The 24,217-nt window shown below is 62.0% G+C and carries 26 protein-coding genes and 1 tRNA gene; 10 read left to right on the top strand and 17 right to left on the bottom strand.

Going from position 1 to position 24,217, the window contains the following annotated elements:
• Positions 1 to 73: 73 nt before the first annotated feature.
• Positions 74 to 149 (top strand) — tRNA-Glu (locus ACWHXP_RS04490).
• A gap of 343 nt (positions 150 to 492) precedes the next feature.
• On the opposite strand, the gene ACWHXP_RS04495 is transcribed toward ACWHXP_RS04490, so the two are convergent.
• Both ACWHXP_RS04495 and ACWHXP_RS04500 read right to left on the bottom strand, forming a co-directional pair.
• Positions 493 to 948 (bottom strand): hypothetical protein, encoded by a 456-nt coding sequence (locus ACWHXP_RS04495; protein ID WP_489634402.1) that lies wholly within the window; start codon positions 946 to 948, stop codon positions 493 to 495.
• Between the two features lie 16 nt (positions 949 to 964).
• Entirely contained in the window at positions 965 to 1,198 is a 234-nt protein-coding gene (locus tag ACWHXP_RS04500) for a hypothetical protein (RefSeq protein ID WP_489634401.1), read from the bottom strand.
• A 240-nt stretch (positions 1,199 to 1,438) separates the two neighbouring features.
• On the opposite strand from ACWHXP_RS04500, the gene ACWHXP_RS04505 reads away from it, so the two are divergent.
• The gene (locus tag ACWHXP_RS04505) at positions 1,439 to 2,242 is read left to right on the top strand and encodes an enoyl-CoA hydratase-related protein (protein ID WP_489634400.1); all 804 of its coding nucleotides are present in this window, start codon (positions 1,439 to 1,441) and stop codon (positions 2,240 to 2,242) included.
• Positions 2,243 to 2,244: 2 nt separating this feature from the next.
• The gene (locus tag ACWHXP_RS04510; RefSeq protein WP_489634399.1) at positions 2,245 to 3,498 is read left to right on the top strand and encodes an FAD-dependent oxidoreductase; all 1,254 of its coding nucleotides are present in this window, start codon (positions 2,245 to 2,247) and stop codon (positions 3,496 to 3,498) included.
• Positions 3,499 to 3,527: 29 nt separating this feature from the next.
• Here ACWHXP_RS04510 and ACWHXP_RS04515 read toward each other — a convergent pair whose 3' ends face one another.
• The 4 genes from ACWHXP_RS04515 to ACWHXP_RS04530 all read right to left on the bottom strand — a co-directional run bounded on the left by ACWHXP_RS04515 (position 3,528) and on the right by ACWHXP_RS04530 (position 6,239).
• Positions 3,528 to 3,908, bottom strand: a complete 381-nt coding sequence (locus tag ACWHXP_RS04515) for a hypothetical protein (RefSeq protein WP_287027658.1) — start codon at positions 3,906 to 3,908, stop codon at positions 3,528 to 3,530.
• The gene (locus ACWHXP_RS04520; protein WP_034329923.1) at positions 3,908 to 4,495 is read right to left on the bottom strand and encodes an RNA polymerase sigma factor; all 588 of its coding nucleotides are present in this window, start codon (positions 4,493 to 4,495) and stop codon (positions 3,908 to 3,910) included. The genes ACWHXP_RS04515 and ACWHXP_RS04520 overlap by 1 nt, the downstream gene beginning before the upstream one ends.
• Positions 4,496 to 4,648: 153 nt before the next feature.
• Entirely contained in the window at positions 4,649 to 5,230 is a 582-nt protein-coding gene (locus ACWHXP_RS04525; RefSeq protein ID WP_034329926.1) for a DJ-1/PfpI family protein, read from the bottom strand.
• A gap of 91 nt (positions 5,231 to 5,321) precedes the next feature.
• On the bottom strand, positions 5,322 to 6,239 hold the full coding sequence (locus ACWHXP_RS04530) for a LysR family transcriptional regulator (RefSeq protein ID WP_489634398.1): 918 nt from the start codon (positions 6,237 to 6,239) through the stop codon (positions 5,322 to 5,324).
• A gap of 213 nt (positions 6,240 to 6,452) precedes the next feature.
• On the opposite strand from ACWHXP_RS04530, the gene ACWHXP_RS04535 reads away from it, so the two are divergent.
• The 3 genes from ACWHXP_RS04535 (at position 6,453) to mmsB (ending at position 10,178) form a co-directional block, all read left to right on the top strand.
• Complete coding sequence (locus ACWHXP_RS04535; RefSeq protein ID WP_489634397.1) at positions 6,453 to 7,694, top strand: ABC transporter substrate-binding protein; 1,242 nt, start codon at positions 6,453 to 6,455, stop codon at positions 7,692 to 7,694.
• Positions 7,695 to 7,765: 71 nt separating this feature from the next.
• Positions 7,766 to 9,274: a CoA-acylating methylmalonate-semialdehyde dehydrogenase gene (locus tag ACWHXP_RS04540; protein ID WP_489634396.1), complete on the top strand. Its 1,509-nt coding sequence runs from the start codon at positions 7,766 to 7,768 to the stop codon at positions 9,272 to 9,274.
• A 10-nt stretch (positions 9,275 to 9,284) separates the two neighbouring features.
• Positions 9,285 to 10,178 carry a 3-hydroxyisobutyrate dehydrogenase gene (mmsB, locus tag ACWHXP_RS04545; RefSeq protein WP_489623214.1) on the top strand — a complete coding sequence of 298 codons (894 nt, stop codon included), beginning with the start codon at positions 9,285 to 9,287 and terminating at the stop codon, positions 10,176 to 10,178.
• 78 nt (positions 10,179 to 10,256) lie between these two features.
• Here the strand turns inward: mmsB and denD are convergent, their stop codons facing one another.
• Positions 10,257 to 11,231 (bottom strand): D-erythronate dehydrogenase, encoded by a 975-nt coding sequence (denD, locus tag ACWHXP_RS04550; protein ID WP_489634395.1) that lies wholly within the window; start codon positions 11,229 to 11,231, stop codon positions 10,257 to 10,259.
• Positions 11,232 to 11,372: 141 nt separating this feature from the next.
• On the opposite strand from denD, the gene ACWHXP_RS04555 reads away from it, so the two are divergent.
• Positions 11,373 to 12,209 carry a FadR/GntR family transcriptional regulator gene (locus ACWHXP_RS04555; protein WP_489634394.1) on the top strand — a complete coding sequence of 279 codons (837 nt, stop codon included), beginning with the start codon at positions 11,373 to 11,375 and terminating at the stop codon, positions 12,207 to 12,209.
• Between the two features lie 230 nt (positions 12,210 to 12,439).
• Here ACWHXP_RS04555 and ACWHXP_RS04560 read toward each other — a convergent pair whose 3' ends face one another.
• Positions 12,440 to 13,015: an elongation factor P gene (locus tag ACWHXP_RS04560; RefSeq protein ID WP_017451702.1), complete on the bottom strand. Its 576-nt coding sequence runs from the start codon at positions 13,013 to 13,015 to the stop codon at positions 12,440 to 12,442.
• A 121-nt stretch (positions 13,016 to 13,136) separates the two neighbouring features.
• On the bottom strand, positions 13,137 to 14,330 hold the full coding sequence (gene earP / locus ACWHXP_RS04565; protein ID WP_489634393.1) for an elongation factor P maturation arginine rhamnosyltransferase EarP: 1,194 nt from the start codon (positions 14,328 to 14,330) through the stop codon (positions 13,137 to 13,139).
• A 131-nt stretch (positions 14,331 to 14,461) separates the two neighbouring features.
• Here earP and ACWHXP_RS04570 point away from each other — a divergent pair, with 131 nt between their 5' ends.
• Together ACWHXP_RS04570 and ACWHXP_RS04575 are read left to right on the top strand one after the other, a co-directional pair.
• Positions 14,462 to 14,947 (top strand): MarR family winged helix-turn-helix transcriptional regulator, encoded by a 486-nt coding sequence (locus tag ACWHXP_RS04570; protein ID WP_034331832.1) that lies wholly within the window; start codon positions 14,462 to 14,464, stop codon positions 14,945 to 14,947.
• A 239-nt stretch (positions 14,948 to 15,186) separates the two neighbouring features.
• Positions 15,187 to 15,621 carry an organic hydroperoxide resistance protein gene (locus ACWHXP_RS04575; RefSeq protein ID WP_489634392.1) on the top strand — a complete coding sequence of 145 codons (435 nt, stop codon included), beginning with the start codon at positions 15,187 to 15,189 and terminating at the stop codon, positions 15,619 to 15,621.
• Positions 15,622 to 15,733: 112 nt separating this feature from the next.
• On the opposite strand, the gene ACWHXP_RS04580 is transcribed toward ACWHXP_RS04575, so the two are convergent.
• The 6 genes from ACWHXP_RS04580 to ACWHXP_RS04605 all read right to left on the bottom strand — a co-directional run bounded on the left by ACWHXP_RS04580 (position 15,734) and on the right by ACWHXP_RS04605 (position 20,216).
• Positions 15,734 to 16,255: a DUF2867 domain-containing protein gene (locus ACWHXP_RS04580; RefSeq protein WP_489634391.1), complete on the bottom strand. Its 522-nt coding sequence runs from the start codon at positions 16,253 to 16,255 to the stop codon at positions 15,734 to 15,736.
• Positions 16,256 to 16,359: 104 nt separating this feature from the next.
• On the bottom strand, positions 16,360 to 16,530 hold the full coding sequence (gene cydX / locus ACWHXP_RS04585) for a cytochrome bd-I oxidase subunit CydX (RefSeq protein WP_008330178.1): 171 nt from the start codon (positions 16,528 to 16,530) through the stop codon (positions 16,360 to 16,362).
• 36 nt (positions 16,531 to 16,566) lie between these two features.
• Positions 16,567 to 17,706, bottom strand: a complete 1,140-nt coding sequence (gene cydB / locus ACWHXP_RS04590) for a cytochrome d ubiquinol oxidase subunit II (protein ID WP_121042030.1) — start codon at positions 17,704 to 17,706, stop codon at positions 16,567 to 16,569.
• A gap of 27 nt (positions 17,707 to 17,733) precedes the next feature.
• Positions 17,734 to 19,356: a cytochrome ubiquinol oxidase subunit I gene (locus tag ACWHXP_RS04595; protein WP_489634390.1), complete on the bottom strand. Its 1,623-nt coding sequence runs from the start codon at positions 19,354 to 19,356 to the stop codon at positions 17,734 to 17,736.
• 6 nt (positions 19,357 to 19,362) lie between these two features.
• The gene (gene cydP / locus ACWHXP_RS04600; protein WP_121042026.1) at positions 19,363 to 19,638 is read right to left on the bottom strand and encodes a cytochrome oxidase putative small subunit CydP; all 276 of its coding nucleotides are present in this window, start codon (positions 19,636 to 19,638) and stop codon (positions 19,363 to 19,365) included.
• Positions 19,639 to 19,643: 5 nt separating this feature from the next.
• Positions 19,644 to 20,216, bottom strand: coding sequence for a GbsR/MarR family transcriptional regulator (locus ACWHXP_RS04605; protein ID WP_489634389.1), 573 nt, complete (start codon positions 20,214 to 20,216; stop codon positions 19,644 to 19,646).
• 551 nt (positions 20,217 to 20,767) lie between these two features.
• Here ACWHXP_RS04605 and ACWHXP_RS04610 point away from each other — a divergent pair.
• The gene (locus ACWHXP_RS04610; RefSeq protein WP_134222818.1) at positions 20,768 to 21,931 is read left to right on the top strand and encodes an AI-2E family transporter; all 1,164 of its coding nucleotides are present in this window, start codon (positions 20,768 to 20,770) and stop codon (positions 21,929 to 21,931) included.
• Here ACWHXP_RS04610 and ACWHXP_RS04615 read toward each other — a convergent pair.
• Both ACWHXP_RS04615 and ACWHXP_RS04620 read right to left on the bottom strand, forming a co-directional pair.
• Complete coding sequence (locus tag ACWHXP_RS04615) at positions 21,861 to 23,327, bottom strand: heavy metal sensor histidine kinase (RefSeq protein ID WP_489634388.1); 1,467 nt, start codon at positions 23,325 to 23,327, stop codon at positions 21,861 to 21,863. The two genes, ACWHXP_RS04610 and ACWHXP_RS04615, sit on opposite strands and share 71 nt — an antisense overlap.
• A complete protein-coding gene (locus tag ACWHXP_RS04620; protein ID WP_121042020.1) occupies positions 23,324 to 23,995 on the bottom strand; it encodes a heavy metal response regulator transcription factor in 672 nt (223 codons plus the stop codon). The genes ACWHXP_RS04615 and ACWHXP_RS04620 overlap by 4 nt, the downstream gene beginning before the upstream one ends.
• Between the last annotated feature and the right edge of the window lie 222 nt (positions 23,996 to 24,217).

The raw sequence follows: 24,217 nt of genomic DNA on the forward strand, positions 1-24,217 counted from the left end.
GCGACCCGCATGGAAATGTGGGGTGAATTGGCGGAAGAGCTGATTCGAGGAATGTTGTAGTTGTGACCGTTTTGTCCCCTTCGTCTAGAGGCCTAGGACATCACCCTTTCACGGTGAGTACGGGGGTTCGAATCCCCCAGGGGACGCCAAATAAAAAAGCCCGCGCAAGCGGGCTTTTTTGTTTGGCGGCGCCTAGCGATGTGCTTGAGCACATCGCGGGGGGATTCGAAAGGTTTCGCTTGCAAGCGAAACCGGGCCCGCGGCACGTGGGCGAATCCCTCGCTCGCGCAGCGAGCGTTAGCCTACGATTGAGCGCGCACTGAACGCAATCCAAGCCACCCCAGCCAGCCGAAAGCCCGCGTAAGCGGGCTTTTTTGTTTGGTAGCCCCTAGCGATGCCAAGTGTAAGGTTGAATTGCAAACAGCAGAGGTTGCAGCAGAATCCGCAGACTGACTCATCATGCGAATTTCTGCTGATTTTTCTCTTGACTTATTATTCTTCGGTCATACCGCTCAAATCCAAAGGTTCGGGGCTCACCTGCGCATCGACCGCCCGCTTCAAGGTCCCTTTTTTCCTGCGCAGCGCATACGAACGCATCACCAGAATAGGGGCAAACTCCACTCCTTCAACTGGTGCATGGCCGACCAGGACCGGCATATTGAAATGCGGGCTTTGTGGGTCTTCCAGCGAAAGAACCCACTTGCCGCCATAGTTCAAGCGAACGATTTCTCCTAATTGACGGGCAAATGTAGTCGTCAATTTTGAGACGAACTCTTTGTTCTGATTCGCAGACATCACATCAAATAACTGCTCCAGTTTCTCGAGGTCATCGGCCGTCGCGTCGAACTCGATGCCGTATTGTTCGGCTTCGCCTTCCAGCCACTCCAGCTGCTCATCCATGTCCATCAAAAAACCATCAAATCTTGCTTCCGCTTCGTCTCGCGTCATGTTCACTTCTCACTCATTATGGAATTTTGGGTCCGATATGCACATCAATGCCAGCTTTTTCCAGCGCGTCCAGATAAGGTTTTGATGCGCCTTTTTCTAGAATATGTTCAACCTGCCAGCCTTGTTTGACAAGTTCGGCATCTTTTTGAATAGCGATGACATTTTCTTTGGTCAGGCTGACAGGGCCAGTCTTAAGTTGTCCAGCATACATTTCATCGGGTTTAAGAATGTCGATCTGCCGGTTCGTCAATGGCGTCTTGAGTGTGCCCTCGGAGGCCTCGTGGCGGAGTTGTTAGGGCGGACACGCCAGGAAGTTTTAAATTGCAATTATTTTGTCTTTTTCAGCCCCGTGCGCGGTTGTCCCATCTGGCCCTCCCACTAACCAGGTCGTTTTGACTCAAATTGGCCCAAAGTGCATTTGTCTCTCCAGTAACATTTTCCCCCGGCATTTTGCGCTATCCTCCCGGCAAACCTCACCGCAGGAGCCTTCATGACCGCAGCCGCCCATCTCGACATCGACCCTCGTGGCCTGGCCACGCTGACCCTCAACCGCCCTGATGTCCACAATGCCTTCGACGATCAACTGATCGCCCACCTGATCGACCTCATCAACGAGGCGCGTGACGACAAGCGTACTCGCGTCCTGCTGCTGGCCTCCACCGGCAAGTCCTTCTCCGCCGGTGCCGACCTGGCCTGGATGCGCCGCATGGCCGACGCCTCGCGCGAGGACAATCTGCGCGATGCCCGCAAGCTGGCACTGTTGATGGAAACCCTCAACAGCTTCCCGGCACCGACGGTGGCCAAAGTGCAGGGCGCGGTCATGGGTGGTGGTGTCGGCCTGGTCTCCTGCTGCGACATCGTGGTGGCTTCCGAGGCGGCCTTCTTTGCGCTTTCCGAAGTCAAACTGGGCCTGGCTCCGGCGGCCATCAGCCCGTACGTGATCGCCAAGATGGGCATATCGCAGGCGCGCCGCTTCTTCGTCTCGGGCGAGCGTTTCTCTGCCGTCCGCGCCGCCGCTATCGGCCTGGTGCATGAAGTGGTGCTGGCCCAGGAACTGGATGCCAAGGTCCTTCAAGTGATCGATACCTTGCTGGCCAACGGACCACAGGCCATGCGCGCCGCCAAGCAACTGGTACAGGTCGCCAATCCGCTGCAGGTCACGCCTGAACTGGCGGAATATACGGCCGGCGTCATCGCCGACCTGCGCGCCTCCCCGGAAGGGCGGGAGGGCCTGCGCGCCTTCCTCGAAAAAGACGCCCCGGCCTGGACACGCGCTTCATCTTCAGCAGGATAAACATGAAATCCATGCATGTAGCCATCGCCGGCGCCGGTCCGGCCGGATTGGCCATGGCGCTCTACCTCAAGCGCGCCGGCCATCGCGTCACCTTGCTGGAGCGCTTCGTTACGGCCGCGCCAGTCGGTTCCGGCCTTATCCTGCAGCCCACGGGACTGACGGTACTGGAAGACCTGGGCTTGTTCTCGCGCATCGCCGCGCTGGGCCAGCGCATCGACCGCCTCTACGGAGCTGATGCCCGCAGCGGCAAGACGGTGCTGGATGTGCGGTATGACGCGGTGCGCGGAGGACGCTATGGCATTGCGGTCCATCGTGCGGCCCTGTTCGGCGTCCTGCAGGAAGCGGCGCAACGGGAAGGGATCGAAGCTGAAACCGGCCATGAGATCAACGGCCTGGAACAGGGCAGCGCAGGTGCCAGCCTGAGCACTGCGGATGGCCGCCGCATCGGTCCCTTCGATCTCGTCATCGATGCCAGTGGTGCCCGTTCGCTGCTGCGCCGCCACGCGCTCAATACCTGCGAGCCGAAGCGCCTGCCCTATGGAGCCTTCTGGGTTTCCTTGCGCGCCCGGCCAGGCCTGTCGTTCGGTGTGAATTCGCTGGTGCAGCGCTATCGCCGCGCCAGCACCATGATCGGGGTGCTGCCCATCGGTCGCCCGAGGCTGCAGGATGATCCCATGGTGGCCTTCTTCTGGAGTACCAAGCCGGACCAGGTGGAGCAGATCAAGCAACGGGGGCTGCAAGCATGGAAGGAGGGAGTTCACGCGCTGTGGCCGGAATGTGAACCCTATCTGGCCCAGATCGATGGTTTCGAACAGATGACGCTGGCGCGCTACGGCCATCACACCCTGCCTTCGCCGTATGGCCAGCGGCTGGCCATCATCGGTGACGCTGCCCACTCCACCAGCCCGCAGCTGGGGCAGGGTGCCAACATGGCCTTGCTCGATGCACGAGCGCTGATTCATGCCCTGCAGCAGTCCGATACGCTGCAACAAGCGCTGCCGCGCTATGCCGCCTCGCGACGCCGCCACGTGCGGACCTTCCAGGCGATGTCGGCGATGTTCACGCCGTTCTACCAGTCCGATTCGGTGTGGTTGCCCTGGGTGCGCGACCAATTGGCGGCGCGCTTGTCGGTAGTGCCGCCCGCACCGCAAATGTTGGCGCGGATGGTGGCCGGCACTTTGGTCGATCCCTTCACCTCGATTGGCTTGCAGGAGCGCGACTGGAACATGGCACCCCAGCCCTCGGCCCTGGGCTGATCGCGTTCAGCCCGGGAAGACGTTTTCCTTCACTTGCGCTCTTCGCGGCAGAACAGGCGGCCGCGGCGCTGGCAGCGTTCGCGTTCCTCGGGCGTCATCGCTTCCCAGCGTGCCTGCATGAAGCGGCGCTTCTCATGCCAGCCGCCATGCCGCCCGCGGAAACCGCCGAACAGCACCCGGCACAGCACCAGCAATCCCAGCGCCCGCCAGAAGCCGATCTCGGCTACGCCCGGGAAGATCGGCGGCATCACCCAGTTCCACAGCAGCATCACCACCACGCCCAGCACCGGCACGCACAGCAGGCACAGCAGGAGTTTCACGCCCCAGCGGCGCGGATCACGCCCGCCACGGAAGCCACGATCGCGGCGCGCCGGGGTGGGGGGATTTTGAGGCATGTCGTTCTGTTCCATTACATCTCCAATTCGTCATAAACCGCCTGCAAGCGCTCGCGCAGATGCAGGACTGCATAGCGCTTGCGCGCCAGCAGGGTATTGAGGCTGGTGCCACTGGCAGCAGCCATTTCCTTGAAACTGAGGCCATCGAGTTCGTGGGCAATGAAGACCTCGCGCTGCGCTGGCGGCAATTCGTCCAGTGCCGCCTGCAGGGCCTCGATCAGCGCCGCACGCGCATAGGCCGCTTCCGGACCGCCATCGCTGGCCGGCAGCACTAGGTCCAGCCGCCAGCTGTCTTCGCCACCCTCGACTTGCTCGATGTCGTGCGCCTCGGGCAAGGGCTCTTCCTTCTTCTTGCGGAAGCGGTCGATGATGCGGTTGCGTGCCACCCGGAACAGCCAGGCGCTGACCTGCTCGATGGGCTCCGGCAGGCGGTAGGCCTGGACGAACTCGTAGAACACTTCCTGCAGGATGTCTTCGGCCTCGCCGGCGTCCGCCACCCGGCGGCGGATGAAGCCGCCCAGCCGGCTGCGTTCGCGCATGACGGTGGCGGTGATCTCGCGGTCCTGGTCGCTCATCGGGGAGAGGGTGGAAATGGGCTGCATGCCCTGAAGACGGTTGTTCTCAGGGCATATTGTGGCTCGGCAGGAAAAAATGGGGGGAAACTGCGAAGGGGAAATGAAGAAACAAGCAAAACCAGCGCGTTTGCGCGGGGAGCCATGGCCCTGCAAGCCGCTCCCCGCCTGAGGGTCCAGCCCTTACAGTTCGATGCGCGTGCCCAGCACTTGCAGGAACTGCGCCAGCCATGCCGGATGCGCGGGCCAGGCCGGAGCCGTGACCAGTTTGCCGTCGGTGATGGCGGCATCCACGGCGATATCGGCGAATTGCCCGCCGGCCAGCTTCACCTCCGGCGCGCAAGCCGGATAGGCCGAGACCTTCTTGCCTTCCAGCACGCCCGCCGCAGCCAGCACCTGCGGACCGTGGCAAACGGCGGCGATCGGCTTGTCAGCCTTGGCGAAGGCTTGCACCAGCTCGATCACCTTGGGGTTCAGGCGCAGGTATTCCGGTGCGCGGCCACCGGCCACTACCAGCGCGTCATAGCCTGCCGCGCTGACATCGTCGAAGCTGGCGTTGAGGGCGAACTGGTGGCCGGGCTTCTCGGTATAGGTCTGGTCGCCTTCGAAGTCGTGGATGGCGGTTTTGATCTTGTCGCCTGCTTTCTTGCCGGGACAGACCGCGTGCACCGTGTGGCCGACCATCTGCAGGGCCTGGAAGGGCACCATGGTTTCATAATCCTCGGCGAAATCACCGGTCAAGAGCAGGATTTTCTTTGCAGCCATCGTCATCTCCTTGGGATAAGGCCGCCGGCGCGTGGAGGGACCGGGCGGCCGGGTTGAAACACATCTTGTTGCGGGCTCGCTTGGGCAGGATTCACTCCAGCCAGTGCATCCGGCGCGACTGTCCCATCAGGAAGTCGCGGTTGAGCTCCACGCAGTCGCGCAGGTAGCTCCACAGGGCTGATACCCGCGCCACATGGCGCTGCTCGCTGGAAGCCACCAGCCAGAAGGTGCGGGTGATGGCGATCTGTTCGGGCAGTACCGGCACCAGCTCGTCGGACTGCTGCGCCAGGAAGCAGGGCAGGATCGCCAGCGCGCGGCCGGCGCAGGCCGCCGTGTATTGCGCTACCACGCTGGTGCTGCGGAAGGCCCGGAAAGCGTCCGGTGCCACCGTATCCTTGTAGCGCAATTCTTCACTGAAGACCAGGTCATCGATGTAGCCGATGAAGTTATGTTGCGCCAGGTCATCCATGGTGTGAATCGGCGCGTGTCTGGCCAGGTAGTCACGTGAAGCATAAAGCTTCAGGACATAGTCGGACAGTTTTGTGACCACGTAATTACCCGACAGCGGCCGTTCGATCGACACGCTGATGTCGGCCTCATGCTTGGACAGATTCACGAAACGCGGCATCGGCAGCATGTCCACCGTGATGTGGGGATTGCGGGCGCAGAAATGCGCGATGTGCGGCGCCAGCACGAAGGTGCCGAAGCCTTCGGTCGCGCCCAGCCGCACCTGGCCGGAGAGCTTGCTGTTGTGTCCGCCCAGTTCTTCAGTGGCGGCATAGAGGGTGCTTTCGACCTGCTCGGCATATTCCACCAGCCGGTAGCCGTCGGCAGTGAGCTTGTAGCCGTGGTTGTTGCGGTCGAACAGCTGGCTGCCGACCTGCTCCTCGAAGCGCTTCATGCGCCGCGAGACGGTGGAATGGTCGATGCCCAGCTTCTTGGCGGCATCCACCAGGCCCTGGCTGCGGGTGAGTTCGAGAAAGATCCTGAGGTTGTCCCAGTCCAGCATGTGGTCTCCATGGTTGCATCGCCGCCGATGTGCATCAATGCAAAAGCGTTTTGTCTTTGTGGTTATTGTATCGATAAATACGCACATGCAGAATAGCGGGGCCGTGATGCCGCCCGGGAAGACAGAGGAGACAGACGGCAGGAGACAACGGCAAGACCCGGCGTCCATGAACGCGGGCAGGTCCGACAACAATCACAAGATCAAGGAGACAAGATGTCCAAGAACGCTTTCAGCCGTTCCCTCACGGCTGCGGCCGTGGCCTGCACGGTGTCGCTGGCCACCACGGCCATGACGGCCATGCCCGCTCGCGCCCAGGATGCCAATACGGTCAAGATCGGCGTGCTCACCGACATGTCCGGCCCCTACTCGGCCATGGGCGGCCAGGGTTCGGTGGTGGCCGCCAAAATGGCGGTGGAAGACTGCCTCAAGAATGAATGCAAAGGCATGAAGATCGAGATCCTCTCGGCCGACAACCAGAACAAGCCCGACGTGGGCGTGACCCGTGCCCGCGAATGGCTCGACCGCGACAAGGTCGAGGCCATCGCCGATCTCACCAATTCCTCGGTAGCGCTGGCGGTGCAGAAGCTGATCAAGGAAAAGGGCGGCATCGCCATGTACAGCGGCCCGGCCACCGGCGCACTGACCACGGCCGAATGCGCCACCAACGGTTTCCACTGGATGTTCGACACCTACTCGCAAGCGGCCGGTGCGGCAGCGGCGCTGACCAAGCTGGGCAACAAGTCCTGGTACTTCGTGACGGTGGACTATGCCTTCGGCCATTCGCTGGAGAAGGATGCCTCCGATGTGGTCAAGGCCAATGGCGGTACGGTGGTGGGTTCGGTGCGCCATCCGCTCAATGCCTCGGACTTCTCCTCCTTCCTGCTGCAGGCGCAGGCCTCCAAGGCCCAGGTGATCGGGCTGGCCAATGGCGGCACCGATGTGGTCAACGCCATCAAGCAGGCCCGTTCCTTTGCCATCGGCGGCAAGGACCAGCGCCTGGTGGCGCTGCTGGTGTTCCTGTCGGACGTGCATGCGCTCGGGCTGGAGGCCGCGCAAGGCCTGGTCTATACCGATGGCTTCTACTGGGATTACGACGAGCAGACCCGCGCCTTCTCCAAGCGCTTCGAAGCGCAGTTCAAGAACATCAAACCAACCATGGTGCAGGCCGGTGTCTATTCCAGCGTCTACCAGTTCCTGAAGGCGCGCGCGGCCGCCAAGACCTCGGACTGGAAAGTGGTGGCGCAGAAGATGCGAGAAATTCCGATCTCCGACGCCGTCATGCGCAACGCCTCCATCCGTCCGGATGGCCGCGTGATCCACGACATGTACCTGTACCAGGTAAAGACCCCGGCCGAGTCCAAGGCCCCGTGGGATTACCTGAAGCTGCTGTCGGTGATCCCGGCCCAGCAGGCCTTCCGTCCGATGGACGCGGCCTGCCCGCTGGTCAAGCAGTAATGCCTGTGGCCGGGAGCTGCTCCCGGCGTTGCTCTCCCCATCCTGTTCACCTCTTCACAATGGAAATTGCAATGAGCCAAGCCAACATCCCCAACGTTCCCCTGTACCTCAACGGTGAAAAGGTGCAGTCCACTTCCAAGGAGTGGCGCGACGTGCTGAACCCGGCCACCCAGGAAGTGGTGGCGCGCGTGCCCTTCGCCACCAAGGAAGAAGTCGACCGGGCCGTGGCCAACGCCAAGGAAACCTTCAAGACCTGGCGCAATACTTCACTGGCGCAGCGCATGCGCATCATGCTGAAGTTCCAGCAACTGCTGCGCGAGAACATCGCCTCGCTGGCCGAAATGATCACCCGTGAACACGGCAAGACCCTGCCGGACGCCGAAGGCGAAGTCATGCGCGGCCTGGAAGTGGTGGAGCACGCCTGCTCGATCACCTCGCTGCAACTGGGCGAACTGGCCGAGAACGTCGCCGGCGGCGTGGACGTTTATACGCTCTACCAGCCGCTGGGCGTGGGGGCGGGCATCACCGCCTTCAACTTCCCGGTGATGCTGCCTTGCTTCATGTTCCCCATCGCCGTGGCCTGCGGCAATACCTTCGTGTTGAAGCCCTCCGAGCAGGACCCGACTTCCTCGCTGTTCCTGGTCGAGCTGGCCAACCAGGCTGGTCTGCCGCCGGGCGTGTTGAACGTGGTGCATGGCGGTCCGGACGTGGCCAACATGATCTGCGACCATCCCGATATCAAGGCGGTGTCCTTCATCGGTTCCACCCATGTCGGCACTCACATCTATCGCCGCGCCAGCGAAGCCGGCAAGCGCGCCCAGTGCATGATGGGCGCCAAGAACCATTGCATCGTCTTGCCCGATGCCCCCAAGGACCAGGCCATCAACAACCTGCTGGGCGCGGCTTTCGGTGCGGCTGGCCAGCGCTGCATGGCCAATTCGGTGGTGGTGCTGGTGGGTCAGACACGCGAATGGATTCCCGAGATCGTCGAACGCTCCAAGGCCATGAAGGTCGGACCGGGTACCGACCGCAAGGCCGATGTCGGCCCGCTGGTCTCGAAGGCGGCCAAGGAACGGGTCGAACGCCTCATCGCCAGCGGCGTGGAGCAGGGCGCCAAGCTGCTGCTCGATGGCCGCAATTGCAAGGTGGCCGGCAGCGAGAACGGCAACTTCGTGGGACCGACCGTCTTCACCGGCGTCAAGCCCGAGATGGACATCTACGCCCAGGAAATCTTTGGCCCGGCCATGTGCATCGTCGAACTGGAAACCCTCGATGAAGCCATTGCCTTCATCAACGCCAACCCCAACGGCAACGGGACTTCCATCTTCACCAGCTCGGGCTATGCGGCGCGCAAGTTCCAGAACGAGATCGACGTCGGCCAGGTCGGCATCAACGTGCCCATCCCCGTGCCGGTGGCCTACTTCAGCTTCACCGGTTCGCGTGCGTCCAAGCTGGGCGACCTCGGCCCCAACGGCAAGCAGGCCGTCACTTTCTGGACCCAGACCAAGACCGTCACCGCACGCTGGTACGCGCCCGATGAAGAAGCCGGCCAGGTCAACACCACCATCACCCTGAAGTAAGGAGAGCAGCATGAGCGCCAACATCGTCTTCATCGGCCTGGGCAATATGGGTTTGCCGATGGCGCAGAATCTGGTCAAGGCCGGTTTTTCGGTCAGCGGACACGACCTGGTCAAGGCCAGCGTGGACAAGCTGGTGGAGGTCGGCGGCAAGACCGAGGCCGACTCCATGGCGGCCGTGGCCAAGGCCGACGTGGTCATCACCATGCTGCCGGCCAGCCGTCACGTGGAATCGCTCTACCTGGGCGATGCCGGGGTGCTGGCCTCGGCCAAGCCGGGCGCGCTCTTGATCGACTGTTCCACCATCGCTCCGGAAGCGGCGCGCAAGGTGGCGGCAGCGGCCAAGGCGCGCGGCTTCGAGATGCTGGATGCGCCGGTCTCCGGGGGCACCAACGGGGCGACGGCAGGCACGCTGACCTTCATGGTGGGCGGCAGCAAGGAGGCTTTCGAAGCCGCCCAGCCTTATCTGCAGAAGATGGGCAAGGCCATCTACCATGCCGGTGAAAGCGGCAGCGGCCAGACCGTCAAGGTGTGCAACAACATGCTGCTGGGCATCCTCATGATCGGGACGTCGGAAGCGATCCGCCTGGGCATGGCCAATGGCATGGATCCCAAGGTGCTGTCGGAAATCATGTCCAAGAGCTCGGGGCGCAACTGGACGCTGGAAGTCTACAACCCTTGCCCCGGCGTGATGGACACGGCGCCGGCCTCCAAGGGCTATGCGGGCGGATTCGGCGTGGACCTGATGCTCAAGGACCTGGGGCTGGCCGTGGAGAATGCGCTGGCCACCAACTGCGCCATTCCGCTGGGATCGACGGCACGCAATCTGTACGACATCCACAGCATGAACGGGGCAGGCAAGCTGGACTTCTCCAGCATTTTCAACATGCTGGGCAAGGCACAGTAAATCCGTATCACTCAGGCAGTAAAAAGGGACAGCCTCTTGCGGGCTGTCCCTTCGTTTTTCTGCGTGCTGATGTGCAGCTTATTTCTTCACTTCATCCTCGATGTGGGCCCGGATGATATCGGCGAAGTTGGCATCGGCCGTAAAGCCCAGCGTTTTGGCGCGCTTGGCTTCGAAGGCACCGGGCCAGGAATTGACGATGCGTTTGATGGCTTCGTCTTCCTTCCATTCGATCAGTTGCACCACTTCCTTGCCGGCGACCTGTTCCAGGGCCTCGACCATGTCCTTGACGGTCACGCACAGGCCGTCGATGGAGAGGAAGCGGGCCAGGCCCAGGTCAGCGCCATTGATTTCATGGCCGTGGATCAGGTTGGCGATGGCCTGGCGCGGCGACATCAGCCACATGCGGGTATCGGGCGTGACCGGGCAGACCGAAGGCTGGCCATTGAGTGGCTCGCGGATGATGCCCGAGGCGAAGCTGGAGGCCGCCTTGTTGGGCGCGCCCGGACGCACCGAAATGGTCGGCATGCGCAGCGCACGGCCGTCAATGAAGCCCTTGCGCGAATAATCCTGCACCAGCAGTTCACCCATGACCTTTTGCGCACCGTAGGAGCTTTGCGGCATCAGCAGGGTGTTGTCGGGGACCACGGCCGGCAGTTCGCCGCCGAACACCGCCACCGAACTGGTGAAAACCACGCGCGGCTTGGTGCCCAGGGCACGGGCGCGTTCCAGGATGACGCGGGTGGCGTCGAAGTTGATCTTCATGCCCAGGTCGAAATCGGCCTCGGCGTGGCCGCTGACGATGGCGGCCAGGTGGAAGATGGACTGCGTCTCGGGCGTGATGACGCGCTCGATCACGGCGGCGTCGGCGATGTCGCCGGTGACAGCTTCGATGCGCGGATCAGTGAAACCCTGGGCCGGAACCACGTCCAGCAGGGTGATGCGCTTGATCTCTTGCGGCTGGCCGTCGCGGCCGGTCAGGGTGCCGCGTTGCAGCAGCTGGCGCGCCAGTCGGCTGCCCAGGAAGCCGGCGCCGCCGGTAATGACGATATGCATGTGTTCTCCTCGTGATCTGTCGTCGGAATAGGGGGATATGAACGCTTGAGCGAAACCCGTGCAGCGCATTATAGCGGAAGTTGTAATACAACTTTGAGAATATGAAGCGGAAGTCACAAAAGCCGATGCCTGCGCGGTATCATGCGCGCCATGAAGACATCCTCCTCCTCCAGGCCGCAAGCGTCGGCGCTCGCCTCCATGGCCGCTGCCGCGCGCGGCAAGACCACGCTGGCAGACCATGTCACCAGCGTACTGGCACAGCAGATCCGCAGCGGGGAATTCGCCCCGGATGCACGCTTGCCTTCGGAGATGGAGTTGACCGAACGATTTTCGGTGAGCCGCACGGTGATCCGCGAAGCCATTTCACGCTTGAAGTCCGAGGGGCTGGTCGGTTCGCGCCGGGGCAGTGGCACGGTGGTGCTGCCGGTGACGCAGGCCACGCCCTTCCGGCTGGACCTGAATGTGGATGATGGGCGCGACTCCATCCAGGCGGTGCTGCGGGTGATCGAACTGCGGCGCGGGGTGGAAGGGGAGATGGCTGCCCTGGCGGCGCAGCGCCGCACGCGCGTGCAGAACCTGGCGATCCAGCAGGCCTTGCAGGCCATCGATGCAGCGGCTGCGGCGGGGCGCGATGGCGTGCAGGAGGATTTCGCCTTCCATGCTGCCATTTCCAATGCCTCGCACAATCCGCTCTACACCTCGCTGGTGCAGTTCCTGAGCCAGTTCCTGCATGCCGCCATCCGCGTGTCGCGCATGAACGAAGCGCGCAGCAATGAGTTCGTGCAGCAGGTACGCGCCGAGCACGCGGCACTGGCGCAAGCGATCAACGACGGCAATGCCGAGGCCGCGCGGGCAGCGGCCTTGCGCCATATGGAGCAGTCGGCCCTCCGCCTGCAGGCGGCCGACAGGGCCTTCTGGGCCAGCGCGGAAGGACAGGCGGCGGCGCGGGACCTGGCGCGGGTGAGGAGTGGAGGTTGAGCGGGACAGCGGGCAAACTGTCTACCCGTTCGCCCTGAGTAGATGCGCAGCGTCGTATCGAAGGGTTCACTGGCCGTGAAACTGCGCTGCGCCCCGTCGGCGCGCCTTCGATACGCGGCGATGCCGCTACTCAGGACGAACGGTCAGTGGATTGCCCGGCAAACAGGTATTAAACAGGCATAAAAAAACGCTGCACCAGGCAGCGTTTTTTTATTGGCATCGGCAGACGATCAGCCGCGCACGACCTTCTTGTACTCGTTGGTGCGGGTGTCGATTTCGATGTCGTCATCCTGGCTCACGAACAGCGGCACCATCACGGTGATCTGGTTGGCTTCGATGGCGTTTTCGATCTTGGCTTCCTTCAGGACGTTGCCCGAAGTGTTGCCCTTGACGGCCGGTTCCGAGTAGGCAACCTTGCGCACGATGGTGGTCGGCATTTCGACCGAGATGGCCTTGCCGTCGTAGAAGACAGCTTCGCACTGCATGCCGTCCTTCAGGTAGCCGATGGCGTCGCCCATGTTCTCGCCTTCGATTTCGTACTGGTTGTACTCTTCGTCCATGAAGACGAACAGCGGGTCAGCGAAGTACGAATAGGTCACCGGCTTCTTGTCCAGCACCACGACGTCGAACTTGTCGTCGCCACGGAAGACGCTTTCCTGCGGGCTGTTGGTCAGCAGGTTCTTCATCTTCCACTTGTAGGTGAAGCCGGTACGGGAAGAACCGTTGACGTCCGAGCGCAGGACGATCATGGGCTTGCTGTCGACCATAATGATGTTGCCGACGCGGATTTCTTTTGCAAATTTCATAGCGATGTGTCGTGAAAAGTAGGTTTTTTCAAACTGTCAGTAGCCCACTGGTAAAACTTCTAAAACTTCACCGCAAGCCCACGTACGATTGAATTCCAAACTGCGTTAAAACGGTAGCCCGCTATTTTAACCCATTTTCCGTGCTCTTCCACTCTTCCAGGGCGAGCCGGCGGGCGAAGCCGAGCAAATTGTCCATCCAGTCGCCATTTGCCAACAGCTTCTTTACCCATTGTTCAGCCTGGCCCGACAATGCCGGCAGCTCGGCCTGCAGCGTCTGCCACGTTGCCCGCCAGTCGAGGTCGCCCGGATAAGCGCCATTCCAGGCCCGGTTGAGATCGGTCACGGCGGGCGTGGCCGGGTCGTAAATCTTCAGGAAGGCGTTGAGCTTGGTGTGGTGCAGGTTCTTGTCCTGGTGATAGATGTTCCAGACGAAGGGGCGGCCGGCCCATTGGGCGCGTGCGAAGGAATCTTCACCTCGCACGAAATTGAGGTCGCAGCTCCACAGCAAGCGGTCGTAATCGGTCTGTGCCACGAAGGGCAGCACACGTACCGTCAGTGCGCCCTGCGTGGCCACCGTACCGGCGCGCATCGGTGCGTTCAGGAAAGCCTCGACCTCCGCGCGGCCTACGCCTTCCGGCACGAGGCAGGTGACCGCGTGGGGCGAGGCTTGCCAGGCTGCAAACAATTCGGCAATCGGGGCGTAGTCGTAGCAGAACAGAGAGACCTTGCAGGCCTGCGCTTCGGCCGCGGTCACGCCCAGCCCGGCCAGGAAAGCCGGGCCTTCATTGTGGGCCAGGAAGGCCTGTCGCCGGGCTTGCAGGTCGGCTTCGAAGCTGAGCCCGCCGGTTCGTTCATTGAAGCCGGGGAAGAAGAAATACTTGGTCAGTTTCAGCGAGCGATGCGGCGAGGGCAGGGTGTGGCAGCCCTCGACCCAGGCTTCGGCGGACAAGCCTTCCAGGTTGAACCAGACGGGCTTGGGCGAGCGCTGCGCCATGGCTTCCACATAGCCGGGCGGGATCTCGCAGCCGAAGAATTCAATGACGATATCGGCCACATCGTCCGCCGTGAACTGACCGTCCTGGTCGCGCCAGTGCTGGATCGTCACACCGCTGAGCTCTTGGGTATCGGCTTGCGTGTCCACCGTCGGCCAGATGCGCCGGAAGCTCACCAGGTCATCCACCCACAGCCGCACCGCGAGCCCGTGCTCATGCGCCAGCTGCCGCGCCAGGCGCCAGCAGATGCCGATATCGCCATAGTTGTCGACGACCTTGCAGAACAGCTCCAGGGAGCGCAGGGGATTGGGGTGGGAATTCATCGATATGCAGGAAAATGCGGATGCAGGCCGCATGATACCGGCTTGGCGCAGGGACCGACGAAGCGAAATGAACAACACAGACAAATTTTTTCAAATTAAATAGCTTGCAATTCAATTTTGAGCGGTTTAATATGCAACACATGGACAAGACGCACACCACGAATCTCCCGGACGCACTGATCGACGAAGCCCTGCTTCTCGACAACCAGTTGTGTTTTGCGATGTATTCGGCGTCGCTGGCCATGACCAAGGCCTACAAGAAGATCCTGGCCCCGCTGGAGATCACCTATCCGCAATACCTGGTGATGCTGGTGCTGTGGGAAAAGGATGGCGTCACGGTCTCGGAACTGGGCACGCGCCTGTTCCTGGATTCTGGTACGCTGACACCGCTGCTCAAGCGCATGGAAAGCATGGGTTTGCTTCACCGCAACCGGGATGCGGGCGATGAGCGCCGGGTGGTCGTGAGCCTGAGCGATGGCGGCCGCGCGTTGCGTGAGAAGGCCAAGGCCGTACCGCAGCAGATGAGTTGCATGCTGCCGGCGCTGGACCAGATCAAGGCGCTGGTGGTGGAGCTGAAGCAGGTCCGCAAGGGCTTGATCGATGCCGAAGATGAATGAAAATGTAACAAGCTTTGTGTTTTATATTGTGCGCAATAATATAGGTAATTATTTATATCGTTGATGCAGCCGAACTGAACATCGCAACATCAGCAGCACCAGAAACATCGGCAAGACCGCAAGTGAAGCAGCAAGAGATTGGCAAGCCAGTGATGACCAAAAGTGAATCTTTAGGCATCACATCCCTCGAACGAAACCCGTCAAGGGTGACGACAACCTGAACTTTGAAAGGAAATACCATGCCTTCGAACAAGATTGAAAAAGCCCTGTACACCGCCACCGCTACCGCCACTGGCGGCCGTGAAGGTTCGGCCAAGTCCTCCGACGGCGTGCTGGACGTCAAGCTGTCGACCCCCAAGGAACTGGGCGGCGCCGGTGGTAACGGCACCAACCCGGAACAGCTGTTCGCGGCCGGTTACTCGGCTTGCTTCCTGGGCGCGCTGAAGTTCGTCGCCGGCCAGGCCAAGGTGGCCCTGCCTGCGGATGCCAGCATCACCGGCAAGGTCGGCATCGGCCAGATCCCGGGCGGTTTCGGCATCGAAGCCGAGCTGGACATCTCGCTGCCGGGCATCGACCAGGCCGTGGCGCAAGATCTGGTGAACAAGGCCCACCAGGTGTGCCCGTACTCCAACGCCACCCGTGACAACATCAACGTCACCCTGAACCTGGTGTAATGCCTGCAGGCCGGGCGGGAGCCGCTGTGCTTCCTGCCTGCGCCGTCAGCATGAAGGAAAACGCCGCTGCGACCGGATGGACGCAGCGGCGTTTTCTTTCATTGAACGCGGATCAGAGCGCCGGACGTTCCTCCCGCAGTACCCCCAGCAGCAAACTGCGAGCGATGCAGCGATGGAAGGGCATGATCGCTGCCAGGTAGGCCTTGCCCAGCAGGCGTTTGGTTCGGACCACGGTGGTCACGGTGAGCCACTGGTCTTCATCTGCCGCCTGGCCGGTCGCGGCCGGCGACTTTTCGACGCACAGCCGGAAATCCAGGTGGCGGTCGTCCAGTCCCATCACGACCCTGGCCGGTTCCGCCAGCAGCAGGGGAAACCCGGCCGGCCCGCCGCCGTGGTCGCCGGCCTGCTTGAGGCCCAGCGGTGCCATCAGGCGATCGCGCAAACGGATCAATGCGCTGACCCAGGCAGGCTGGGTCGCCATCATGCGGGCTGCGATCTCGGTCGAATTCAATTTCGCCAGTTGTGGCGTGAGGCGGATGCGGTAACTGTCGGCAAAACCGGCACCTGGCAACAAGGCCCAGTGGCGCGGCGCGGGCGCAACTTCTTCGGTGTGCGTGGCAGGGGAGGCAGGCATGATGGTCTCCAGGCAAGTTGAAAAAAAGGCCGGCAGCGACGCTGCCGGCCTTGCTCATGCGATCACTCGATCATGTGATCACGTGAGGATGCGATCCCCCGAGCCTATCTGCCGTTGCGCCGCTGCTTTTCCGCTGCACGGGCGCTGGCGAAGCGCTCGTGGGTTTCCTCGGCCTTGCGGCGGCCGAAGGCATAGTTGGCTTCCAGCCACATGACATTGATGATGCCGAAGGCCAGTGCCAGGCCGATACCGAGTATCCAGGCGAAATACCACATGATGTTCTCCTCGTTGCAGTTTGCGATTGCGCGTAATCAATACGCCGTGTGTTCGTTCTCGTGGATGTCGCGGGCGGTAACCTTGCCCTTGACCACGCGATAGACCCAGCCGGTATAGACGATGATGAGCGGCAGGAAGATCAGCACCATCCAGAACATCAGGCCCAGGGTCTTGTGGCTGGAGACCGAATCCCACAGGGTCAGGCTGCTCTTGGCGTCCAGCGAAGAGGGCATGACGAAGGGGAACAGCGACATGCCGGCGGTGAGGATGATGCCGGTCACCGACAGCCCGCTGGCGATGAAGGCCAGGCGCGCACTGCGCACCAGCGCCAGCAAGGCTGCCAGTACCGCACCGGCCACGCCCAGCGCCGGGAACAGCTTGGTCACGGGCCACTTGGCGTAGTTGTCGAACCAGGCACCGGCGACCACTTCCACCGTCTTGGCCAGGGGAGTGAAGGCGCTGTTGGCGTCCGGCATGGAGGTGATGCGATAACCAGGCATCTGGGCTACCCAGAAGCCGCCGGCCACGAACAGCAGCACCGTCACCAGCGCCGCACCGATGACGGTCTTGCGCGAACGCTCCCCCACGGCGGCCTCGGTCTTGACGAAGGCGAAGGCCGCGCCGTGCATCAGCAGCATGGCCACCGACAGCAGACCAGCCAGCAGGCCGAAGGGGTTCAACAGGGCGAAGAAGCTGCCGGTGTATTCGACCCGCATGGTGTCGTCATAGTGGAAGGGCACACCCAGCAGCAGGTTGCCGAAGGCCACGCCGCAGATCAGGGGCGGCACGAAGCCACCGATGAACAGGCCCCAGTCCCAGGCATTGCGCCAGCGCGGATCGGCCACCTTGCTGCGGTAGTCGAATCCCACCGGACGGAAGAACAGCGAAAACAGCAAGATCATCAGGGCAATGTAGAAGCCCGAGAACGCCGTCGCATACACCAGCGGCCAGGCCGCGAAGGTGGCGCCGCCGGCGGTGATGAACCAGGTCTGATTGCCTTCCCAGGTGGGGCCGATGGAGTTGATCAGGATGCGGCGCTCGGTGTCGTTCTTGCCGGCGAAGGGCAGCATCATGCCCACGCCGAAGTCGAAGCCGTCGGTCAGGGCGAAGCCGATGATGAGTACGCCCACGAAGGCCCACCAGATCAGCTTGAGTGTTTCGTAATCGAAGATCATTCTGCTTTCCTCATTTCTTCTGGTGGCTTAGTGGCTGCCGGCATTGGCCGACGGATTCAGGGGCGGCGGCAGGACATCGCCGGGGCTCTTTTCATGACCCTTGGTTTCCCAGTAGTACTGGCCGGTATGCAGGCTGCTGGGGCCGAGGCGCGCGTACTTCACCATCAGGATCATCTCCACCACCAGCAGGAAGGTATAGAACAGGATGAAACCGGCCAGGCTGAAGTAGAGGCTGCCCGGCTGCAGCGAGGAGGCCGACAGGTGGGTCGGCAGGATGCCGGCAATGGTCCAGGGCTGGCGGCCATATTCGGCCACGATCCAGCCGAGTTCAGCAGCGATCCACGGCAGCGGGATCGAGATCACGGCCAGGCGCAGCAGCCAGCGTTGCGGCGCCAGCTGCTTCTTGGCCAGGAACCAGAACGACGCCGAGAAGATGAACAGGAACAGGAAGCCCAGCGCCACCATGCCACGGAAGGACCAGAACAGCGGTGCGACCTTGGGGATGGTGTCATTGACGGCCAGGCTGATCTGTTCGGGCGTCGCATCGACGACGTTGTTGGTGTACTTCTTCAACAGCAGACCATAGCCCAGGTCCTTCTTGAGCTTGTCGAATTCCGCGCGGGCTTCGGGGGACTTGTCGCCCGCCTTCAGCTTGGCCAGCGCCGCATAGGCCAGCATGCCGTTGCGGATGCGCGCTTCGTGTTCCTTCTTCAGATCCTTGATGCCCAGCACCTGGGTATCGGCCGAACGGGTGGCGATCAGGCCCAGCGCATAGGGGATCTTGACGGCGTAATCGGTGCGCTCTTCCTTGTCATTGGGCAGGCCGAACAGGGTCAGGCCGGCGGGGGCAGGGTGGGTATCCCACTCGGCTTCGATGGCGGCCAGCTTGACCTTGTTGACTTCACCGGCGGTATAGCCCGATTCGTCGCCCAGCACGATCACCGACAAGGTCGCGGCCAGGCCGAAACCGGCCGCCACCGCGAAGGAGCGCAGCGCGAAGGCGGTATCGCGGGCCTTCAGCAGATACCAGGCCGACACGCCCAGCACGAACATGGAAGCCGTCACGTAACCAGCGGCCACGGTGTGCACGAACTTCACCTGCGCCACCGGATTGAAGATCACGTCGGTCATGCTGACCAGTTCCATGCGCATGGTCTCGAAGTTGAATTCCGCGCCGACCGGATTGTTCATCCAGCCATTGGCGATCAGGATCCACAGCGCCGACAGGTTCGAGCCCAGCGCCACCAGCACGGTGACGATCAGGTGCTGCTTGCGCGAGAGCTTGTCCCAGCCGAAGAAGAACAGGCCGACGAAGGTCGATTCCATGAAGAAGGCCATCAGGCCTTCGATGGCCAGCGGAGTCCCGAAGATGTCGCCCACATAGTGCGAGTAATAGGACCAGTTGGTGCCGAACTGGAATTCCAGGGTGATGCCGGTGGCCACGCCCATGGCGAAGTTGATGCCGAAGAGCTTGCCCCAGAAGCGGGTCATGTCCTTGTAGATCTGGTTGCCGGTCATGACATAGACCGACTCCATGATGACCAGGATCCAGGACAAGCCCAGGGTGAGGGGGACGAACAGGAAGTGATAGAGCGCCGTGACGGCAAACTGCAGCCGTGACAGCGAGACGACTTCATCGATGGGAACCATGTTGTGTTACTCCGTTTGTTGTTTGGCGGACAGGTCTTGGGACGGGTACTGCTGTTGTGCGGTGGCTGGCTGCGGCGTGGTGAAAGACAGCATGCGCTGCTCCACGCGCTGTACCGGCATCTGCATGTGCTTGGCTTCGGGATGGGCGAAGAAGGTCTTGGCCAGCACCGTAATGAGGGCAATCTTGACCACCAGCAGCAGGGTGATCTCCACCCCCAGCGGCAGCTGGGTCAGGCGTGGCCAGCGCCACGGGCGTTTGCGCAAGGATGAGGCGAGTTGCATGCGGATTACTCCTTTTCGTTGCTGCTGCCGCCGACGCGGAACTTCTCACGCACGTCCAGCAGCTTCTTGACCTTGGAACCCATCTTCATCAACGACACCAGCGTCTCCGGCGAGAGGCGCTGCACATCGTCGAACCAGGAACTGGAGAGTTCGATCAGTTCATACATGTCGCGCATGCGCTTTTGCACTTCCTTGTCGTCCTTGCTGCCGGGCGCTTCCAGCAGGGCGTCGCGCAGCATGGAGAGGGTCGGCTCGATTTCGCGGCGGCGGCGTTCTTCCAGCAGCACCTTGAAGATGTCCCAGATGTCGCCCGGCGGTTCAAAATATTCACGGCGGTCACCGGGTTTGTGCAGCAGCTTCACCAGCCGCCAGGACTGCAATTCTTTCAATCCCATGCTCACGTTGGAGCGCGAAAAACTGAGGTACTCGGCGATCTCGTCAGCATTGAGCGCGCGCCCGCAGATGTAGAGCAGGGCATAAATCTGCCCTACGGTGCGATTGATGCCCCAGCGGCTGCCCATCTCGCCGAAGTGGCTGATGAAGCGCTGCATGAGCGGGCTGAGTACGTTGTTTTCCATGTCGAAGTCTTTCGAAATTTCAGTAATTACTGAAATTTAAGGCAATTGCTTGACCCATCGCAATGTCACGCACCTGTGTATTTGCTGATAACAGTTATCACGGATGAGAATGACGCGCGCCCGGCGCGCAAGGCGCGGGCGAGGGCCGTCTGCAGGCTCAGAGACTGACAGGGGTGAAGGCGCTTATTAACGTCTCTTCATGACGACATCGCGTCTTGTGAACTTCCCGGTTTCACAAGGACGCAGCCCTGTTCAGCATCATGTTGCGCTGCATGAACGTATTTTCACGCTTTCCTACAAAGCCAGAAGGATTTGGCTGATAGGAAACCTGATGCGGATCAAATAAGGTGCATTTGCAGCTCAGCCGTAGCGTGGAAAGGGGTTGGAAAACGACATCTCCGCCACGCTACAGGTGAAGTACTGAGTGCAACTGAGTACGACTGAGTGCAAGCGTCCACCGGGTTTCTTCACCTCGGTGGCGAGGGGCTGGCGGGCTGGGGTTGCCCGTGGCGCACGCCTGCTGCGTCCTCTTTTTCCAAGGATGAATATTTATGCTGGGTTTCGATTTCCGCGTGGCCAGGATCGTCTGGACCGTCTTCCTGGTGGCCTTGCTGCTTTATGTCACCTATACCATTTCGGCCACCGTGCTGGTGCTGGTGTTTGCCGTCTTCTTCAGTTACCTGGTCTATCCGCTGGTGGAGCAGGTCGAGCGCGTGCGCCCGGCCAAGGTGCCGCGTGCGGTCTCCATTGCGGTGGTGTTCGTGCTGGCCATCGGTATCGTGGCAGCCGTGGCGACCATCTTCGGCGCGCGCATCCAGGAGGAAGCCTTGCGCCTGTCCGAGCAACTGCCGGCGCTGCTGCGCTCCAATGATGCGGTGTCCAAGATTCCGCTGCCGGGCTTCGCCGAACCGCTGCGCGCACGCATCCTTGGCTTCATCCGCGACCAGCTCGCCAACGGCACCGACCAGGCCATGCCGCTGGCCAAGCAGTTCGGGGTGGGCGTGATGCATGCGGCCAGCAACCTGATCTACCTGGTGCTGGTGCCGGTGATCAGCTTCCTGCTCATCAAGGAAGCGCCGGCCATGCGCGATGAAATCCTGTCCTGGATGAACCGTTCCAACCGCAAGCTGTGGGATGGCATCATCAAGGATCTCGACGTGCTGCTCTCGCGCTACGTGCGCGCGCTGCTGTTCCTCTCCATTGCCACCTTCGTGGCCTACAGCATCGCCTTCTCGCTCATGGGCGTGCCCTACGCCATGCTGCTGGCGGGCCTGGCGGCGGTGCTGGAATTCATTCCCTTTGCCGGTCCGCTCGCCGCCAGTGCGGCTGCCCTGGTGGTGGCCGGCTTCAGCGGCTATGACCACTTGCTGTGGCTGGTGGGCTTCATCGTGGCGTATCGGGTGTTCCAGGATTACGTACTGAATCCTTACCTGATGAGCGAGGGCGTGGAAGTGAGCCCGCTCATGGTGATCTTGGGCCTGCTGGCCGGTGACCAGCTGGGCGGGGTGGCGGGCATCTTCCTGTCGGTGCCGGTGATGGCAGCCTTGAAGATCATCTTCACGCGTGCCTCGGCGGCCCAGAAAGCAAGACGTGCGGCCGAAGCCCGCGAGGCTGAACTGGCGGCCCAGGCCGCGCAGGAAGCGCTCAGGTCAGCAGAGGTGGCGGAACCTGCACCTGCGCCGCCTGCGCTGCCGCCGACGGGAAGAACAAGCTGAAGCGAATCCAGCCCGGCTGCGGACATTCGACCGCAGCCGTGCCGCGATGCAAGGCCATGATGGCCTTGACGATGGCCAACCCCAGGCCGTTGGATTCGGTGAAGGCGCTGCGCGAACGGTCGCCGCGATAGAAACGGTCGAACATGCGCGCCATCGCATGGGGCGTGACGCCTTCGCAGCGGTTGTCCACCAGGATGCGGCTGCCGCTGGCGTCGTTCTCGGCCTGGATGCGGATGACGCTGTCGGCCTCACCGTAGCGTACCGCATTGATGACCAGGTTGTTCACTGCCCGCCGCCACATGTCGCGGTTGGCATGGCAAGTGCCCTGGGCCTGCAGCTCGAAGCGCAGGCCGCGTTCGTCGGCGATGCCTTCGAAGTAATCGGTCACCTTGCCCAATTCTTCATGCAGGTCCAGCGCGCTGCATTCCACGGCCAGCGTCGCATGGTCGGCTTGCGCCAGGAACAGGATGTTCTCGACGATGCGCGAGAGCCGCTGCAATTCCTCCACATTCGATTCGAGCAATTGTTCATATTCTTCCAGGCTACGCCGTTGGCCCAGTGCAACCTGGCTCTGGCCCATGAGCACGTTGATGGGCGTGCGGATCTCGTGGGCCAGGTCGCCGGAGAATTGCGCCAGGTGGTCGTAGCCAGCCTCCAGCCGGTCCAGCATGGCATTGAAGGAGAGCGCCACGCGCCGCAGTTCGGAGGGCATGCCGTCCTGCTCCAGGCGGGTGGAAAGGCGGTCGGGCGTGATCTGGGCGGCGCGCTGGCTCATCGCTTCCAGCGGCTGCAGCCCGCGCCGCAGCAGCAGGAATCCCAAGAGCGAGGTCAGCAAGATGGCAGCGCCCGCCGCACCGGCAATGCGCCAGCGGTAGCTGTGCATCATGCGGCTTTCCTGCACCATCACATAGGCGGCCACGATCTCCACGCGGTCTCCGCCTGCACCACCCTTGCCCACATCGGCCAGTGCCGAGACCCAGCGTACCTTCACGCCATCGGGGCGGAAGCTGGTCTGCAGGCTGGCCGAACTGACCGGGCGGCCCACCGGAAGCGGGGTCATCTCAGGCGGCTGCAGATGATCGGGATTGCTTTGGATGAAGGGCGCTTCACCCTGACGGCGAAAGATGCGCACATCCTGCTCATTGCCCATCATGCTTTCGAAGAGGGCCGGGCGCTGCTCCATCTGCTCGACGTTGTAGAGGTCGTGCATCAGGTTGCGGAAGTGTTCCACGCGCCCGATCAGGGCCTGGTCGGCCCGCTGCGACAGGGCGACCCCGGCCGCGCGATCCAGGTAAAAGCCCAGGCCGGTGACCACCAGCGCAGTCATCAATGCGAACAGGGCGGTGACGCGGGAAGTGAGTGTCCAGCCGCGCACGGGTGTGGCAGCGGCGTTCATGGGTTTTCCGAAAACATGTAGCCGACGCTGCGCACGGTGTGGATCAGTTTTTTCTCGAAGGGCGCATCGATCTTGGCGCGCAGGCGCTTGATGGCGACGTCGACCACATTGGTGTCGCTGTCAAAGTTCATATCCCAGATCTGCGAGGCGATCACGGACCGTGACAGTGCCTCGTCCCGGCGCTTGATGAGCAGGTGCAGCAGCATGAATTCCTTGTTGGTCAGGGCGATATGAATGCCCTGGCGCGTGACCTTGTGGCGCACATGGTCCAGCTGCAGGTCGGCGATCTCATAGACCTCGGCTTCGCGCGTGACGCCCCGGCGCAGCAGGGTGCGGATGCGCAGCACCAGTTCAGTGAAGGAAAAGGGTTTCACCAGGTAGTCGTCGGCCCCCAGCTGCAGGCCGCGGATGCGGTCTTCCACCTGGTCCTTGGCGGTCAGGAACAGCACCGGCAGGTCGCGCTTGCTGCGCAGTGCGCTCATGACCTGCCAGCCATCCAGGCCGGGCAGCATCACGTCCAGCACCACCAGGTCGTAGTCCTGTTCCAGTGCCATGTGCAGGCCGTCACTGCCGGTGCGGGCGAGGTCGACGGCGTAGCCGGATTCGCGCAAGCCTTTGCGCAGGTAGTCACCGGTCTTGGGGTCGTCTTCGATTACCAGGATGGCCATGCTGTGGGAAACCGTGTTTGGTGGAATGGACGGGAAGCGCCGCTGCAAAGGCGGCCCGGATCGGAGAGAATGAACCGGAAAATGCACTCGATTCTAGCAATGGAGGGATTTTTCTTCATGACAAAATTGTCATCAAAATGCCACCCGCGCGTCACCGCGCCGCTTTTACCATGGCATCTCATCGGCGAGGTCCAGGCCTTGCCTCCGCTTTGCATTCACACC

This window comes from Herbaspirillum sp. Her2, from assembly GCF_057961375.1.

What these genes read in the sequence shown, in the direction of transcription:
- ACWHXP_RS04495 (WP_489634402.1), bottom strand. Translation starts at nt 948, where the DNA reads ATGACGCGAGACGAAGCGGAAGCAAGATTTGATGGTTTTTTGATGGAC.
- ACWHXP_RS04505 (WP_489634400.1), top strand. Translation starts at nt 1,439, where the DNA reads ATGACCGCAGCCGCCCATCTCGACATCGACCCTCGTGGCCTGGCCACG.
- ACWHXP_RS04510 (WP_489634399.1), top strand. Translation starts at nt 2,245, where the DNA reads ATGAAATCCATGCATGTAGCCATCGCCGGCGCCGGTCCGGCCGGATTG.
- ACWHXP_RS04515 (WP_287027658.1), bottom strand. Translation starts at nt 3,908, where the DNA reads ATGGAACAGAACGACATGCCTCAAAATCCCCCCACCCCGGCGCGCCGC.
- ACWHXP_RS04520 (WP_034329923.1), bottom strand. Translation starts at nt 4,495, where the DNA reads ATGCAGCCCATTTCCACCCTCTCCCCGATGAGCGACCAGGACCGCGAG.
- ACWHXP_RS04525 (WP_034329926.1), bottom strand. Translation starts at nt 5,230, where the DNA reads ATGGCTGCAAAGAAAATCCTGCTCTTGACCGGTGATTTCGCCGAGGAT.
- ACWHXP_RS04530 (WP_489634398.1), bottom strand. Translation starts at nt 6,239, where the DNA reads ATGCTGGACTGGGACAACCTCAGGATCTTTCTCGAACTCACCCGCAGC.
- ACWHXP_RS04535 (WP_489634397.1), top strand. Translation starts at nt 6,453, where the DNA reads ATGTCCAAGAACGCTTTCAGCCGTTCCCTCACGGCTGCGGCCGTGGCC.
- ACWHXP_RS04540 (WP_489634396.1), top strand. Translation starts at nt 7,766, where the DNA reads ATGAGCCAAGCCAACATCCCCAACGTTCCCCTGTACCTCAACGGTGAA.
- mmsB (WP_489623214.1), top strand. Translation starts at nt 9,285, where the DNA reads ATGAGCGCCAACATCGTCTTCATCGGCCTGGGCAATATGGGTTTGCCG.
- denD (WP_489634395.1), bottom strand. Translation starts at nt 11,231, where the DNA reads ATGCATATCGTCATTACCGGCGGCGCCGGCTTCCTGGGCAGCCGACTG.
- ACWHXP_RS04555 (WP_489634394.1), top strand. Translation starts at nt 11,373, where the DNA reads ATGCGCGCCATGAAGACATCCTCCTCCTCCAGGCCGCAAGCGTCGGCG.
- ACWHXP_RS04560 (WP_017451702.1), bottom strand. Translation starts at nt 13,015, where the DNA reads ATGAAATTTGCAAAAGAAATCCGCGTCGGCAACATCATTATGGTCGAC.
- earP (WP_489634393.1), bottom strand. Translation starts at nt 14,330, where the DNA reads ATGAATTCCCACCCCAATCCCCTGCGCTCCCTGGAGCTGTTCTGCAAG.
- ACWHXP_RS04570 (WP_034331832.1), top strand. Translation starts at nt 14,462, where the DNA reads ATGCAACACATGGACAAGACGCACACCACGAATCTCCCGGACGCACTG.
- ACWHXP_RS04575 (WP_489634392.1), top strand. Translation starts at nt 15,187, where the DNA reads ATGCCTTCGAACAAGATTGAAAAAGCCCTGTACACCGCCACCGCTACC.
- ACWHXP_RS04580 (WP_489634391.1), bottom strand. Translation starts at nt 16,255, where the DNA reads ATGCCTGCCTCCCCTGCCACGCACACCGAAGAAGTTGCGCCCGCGCCG.
- cydX (WP_008330178.1), bottom strand. Translation starts at nt 16,530, where the DNA reads ATGTGGTATTTCGCCTGGATACTCGGTATCGGCCTGGCACTGGCCTTC.
- cydB (WP_121042030.1), bottom strand. Translation starts at nt 17,706, where the DNA reads ATGATCTTCGATTACGAAACACTCAAGCTGATCTGGTGGGCCTTCGTG.
- ACWHXP_RS04595 (WP_489634390.1), bottom strand. Translation starts at nt 19,356, where the DNA reads ATGGTTCCCATCGATGAAGTCGTCTCGCTGTCACGGCTGCAGTTTGCC.
- cydP (WP_121042026.1), bottom strand. Translation starts at nt 19,638, where the DNA reads ATGCAACTCGCCTCATCCTTGCGCAAACGCCCGTGGCGCTGGCCACGC.
- ACWHXP_RS04605 (WP_489634389.1), bottom strand. Translation starts at nt 20,216, where the DNA reads ATGGAAAACAACGTACTCAGCCCGCTCATGCAGCGCTTCATCAGCCAC.
- ACWHXP_RS04610 (WP_134222818.1), top strand. Translation starts at nt 20,768, where the DNA reads ATGCTGGGTTTCGATTTCCGCGTGGCCAGGATCGTCTGGACCGTCTTC.
- ACWHXP_RS04615 (WP_489634388.1), bottom strand. Translation starts at nt 23,327, where the DNA reads ATGAACGCCGCTGCCACACCCGTGCGCGGCTGGACACTCACTTCCCGC.
- ACWHXP_RS04620 (WP_121042020.1), bottom strand. Translation starts at nt 23,995, where the DNA reads ATGGCCATCCTGGTAATCGAAGACGACCCCAAGACCGGTGACTACCTG.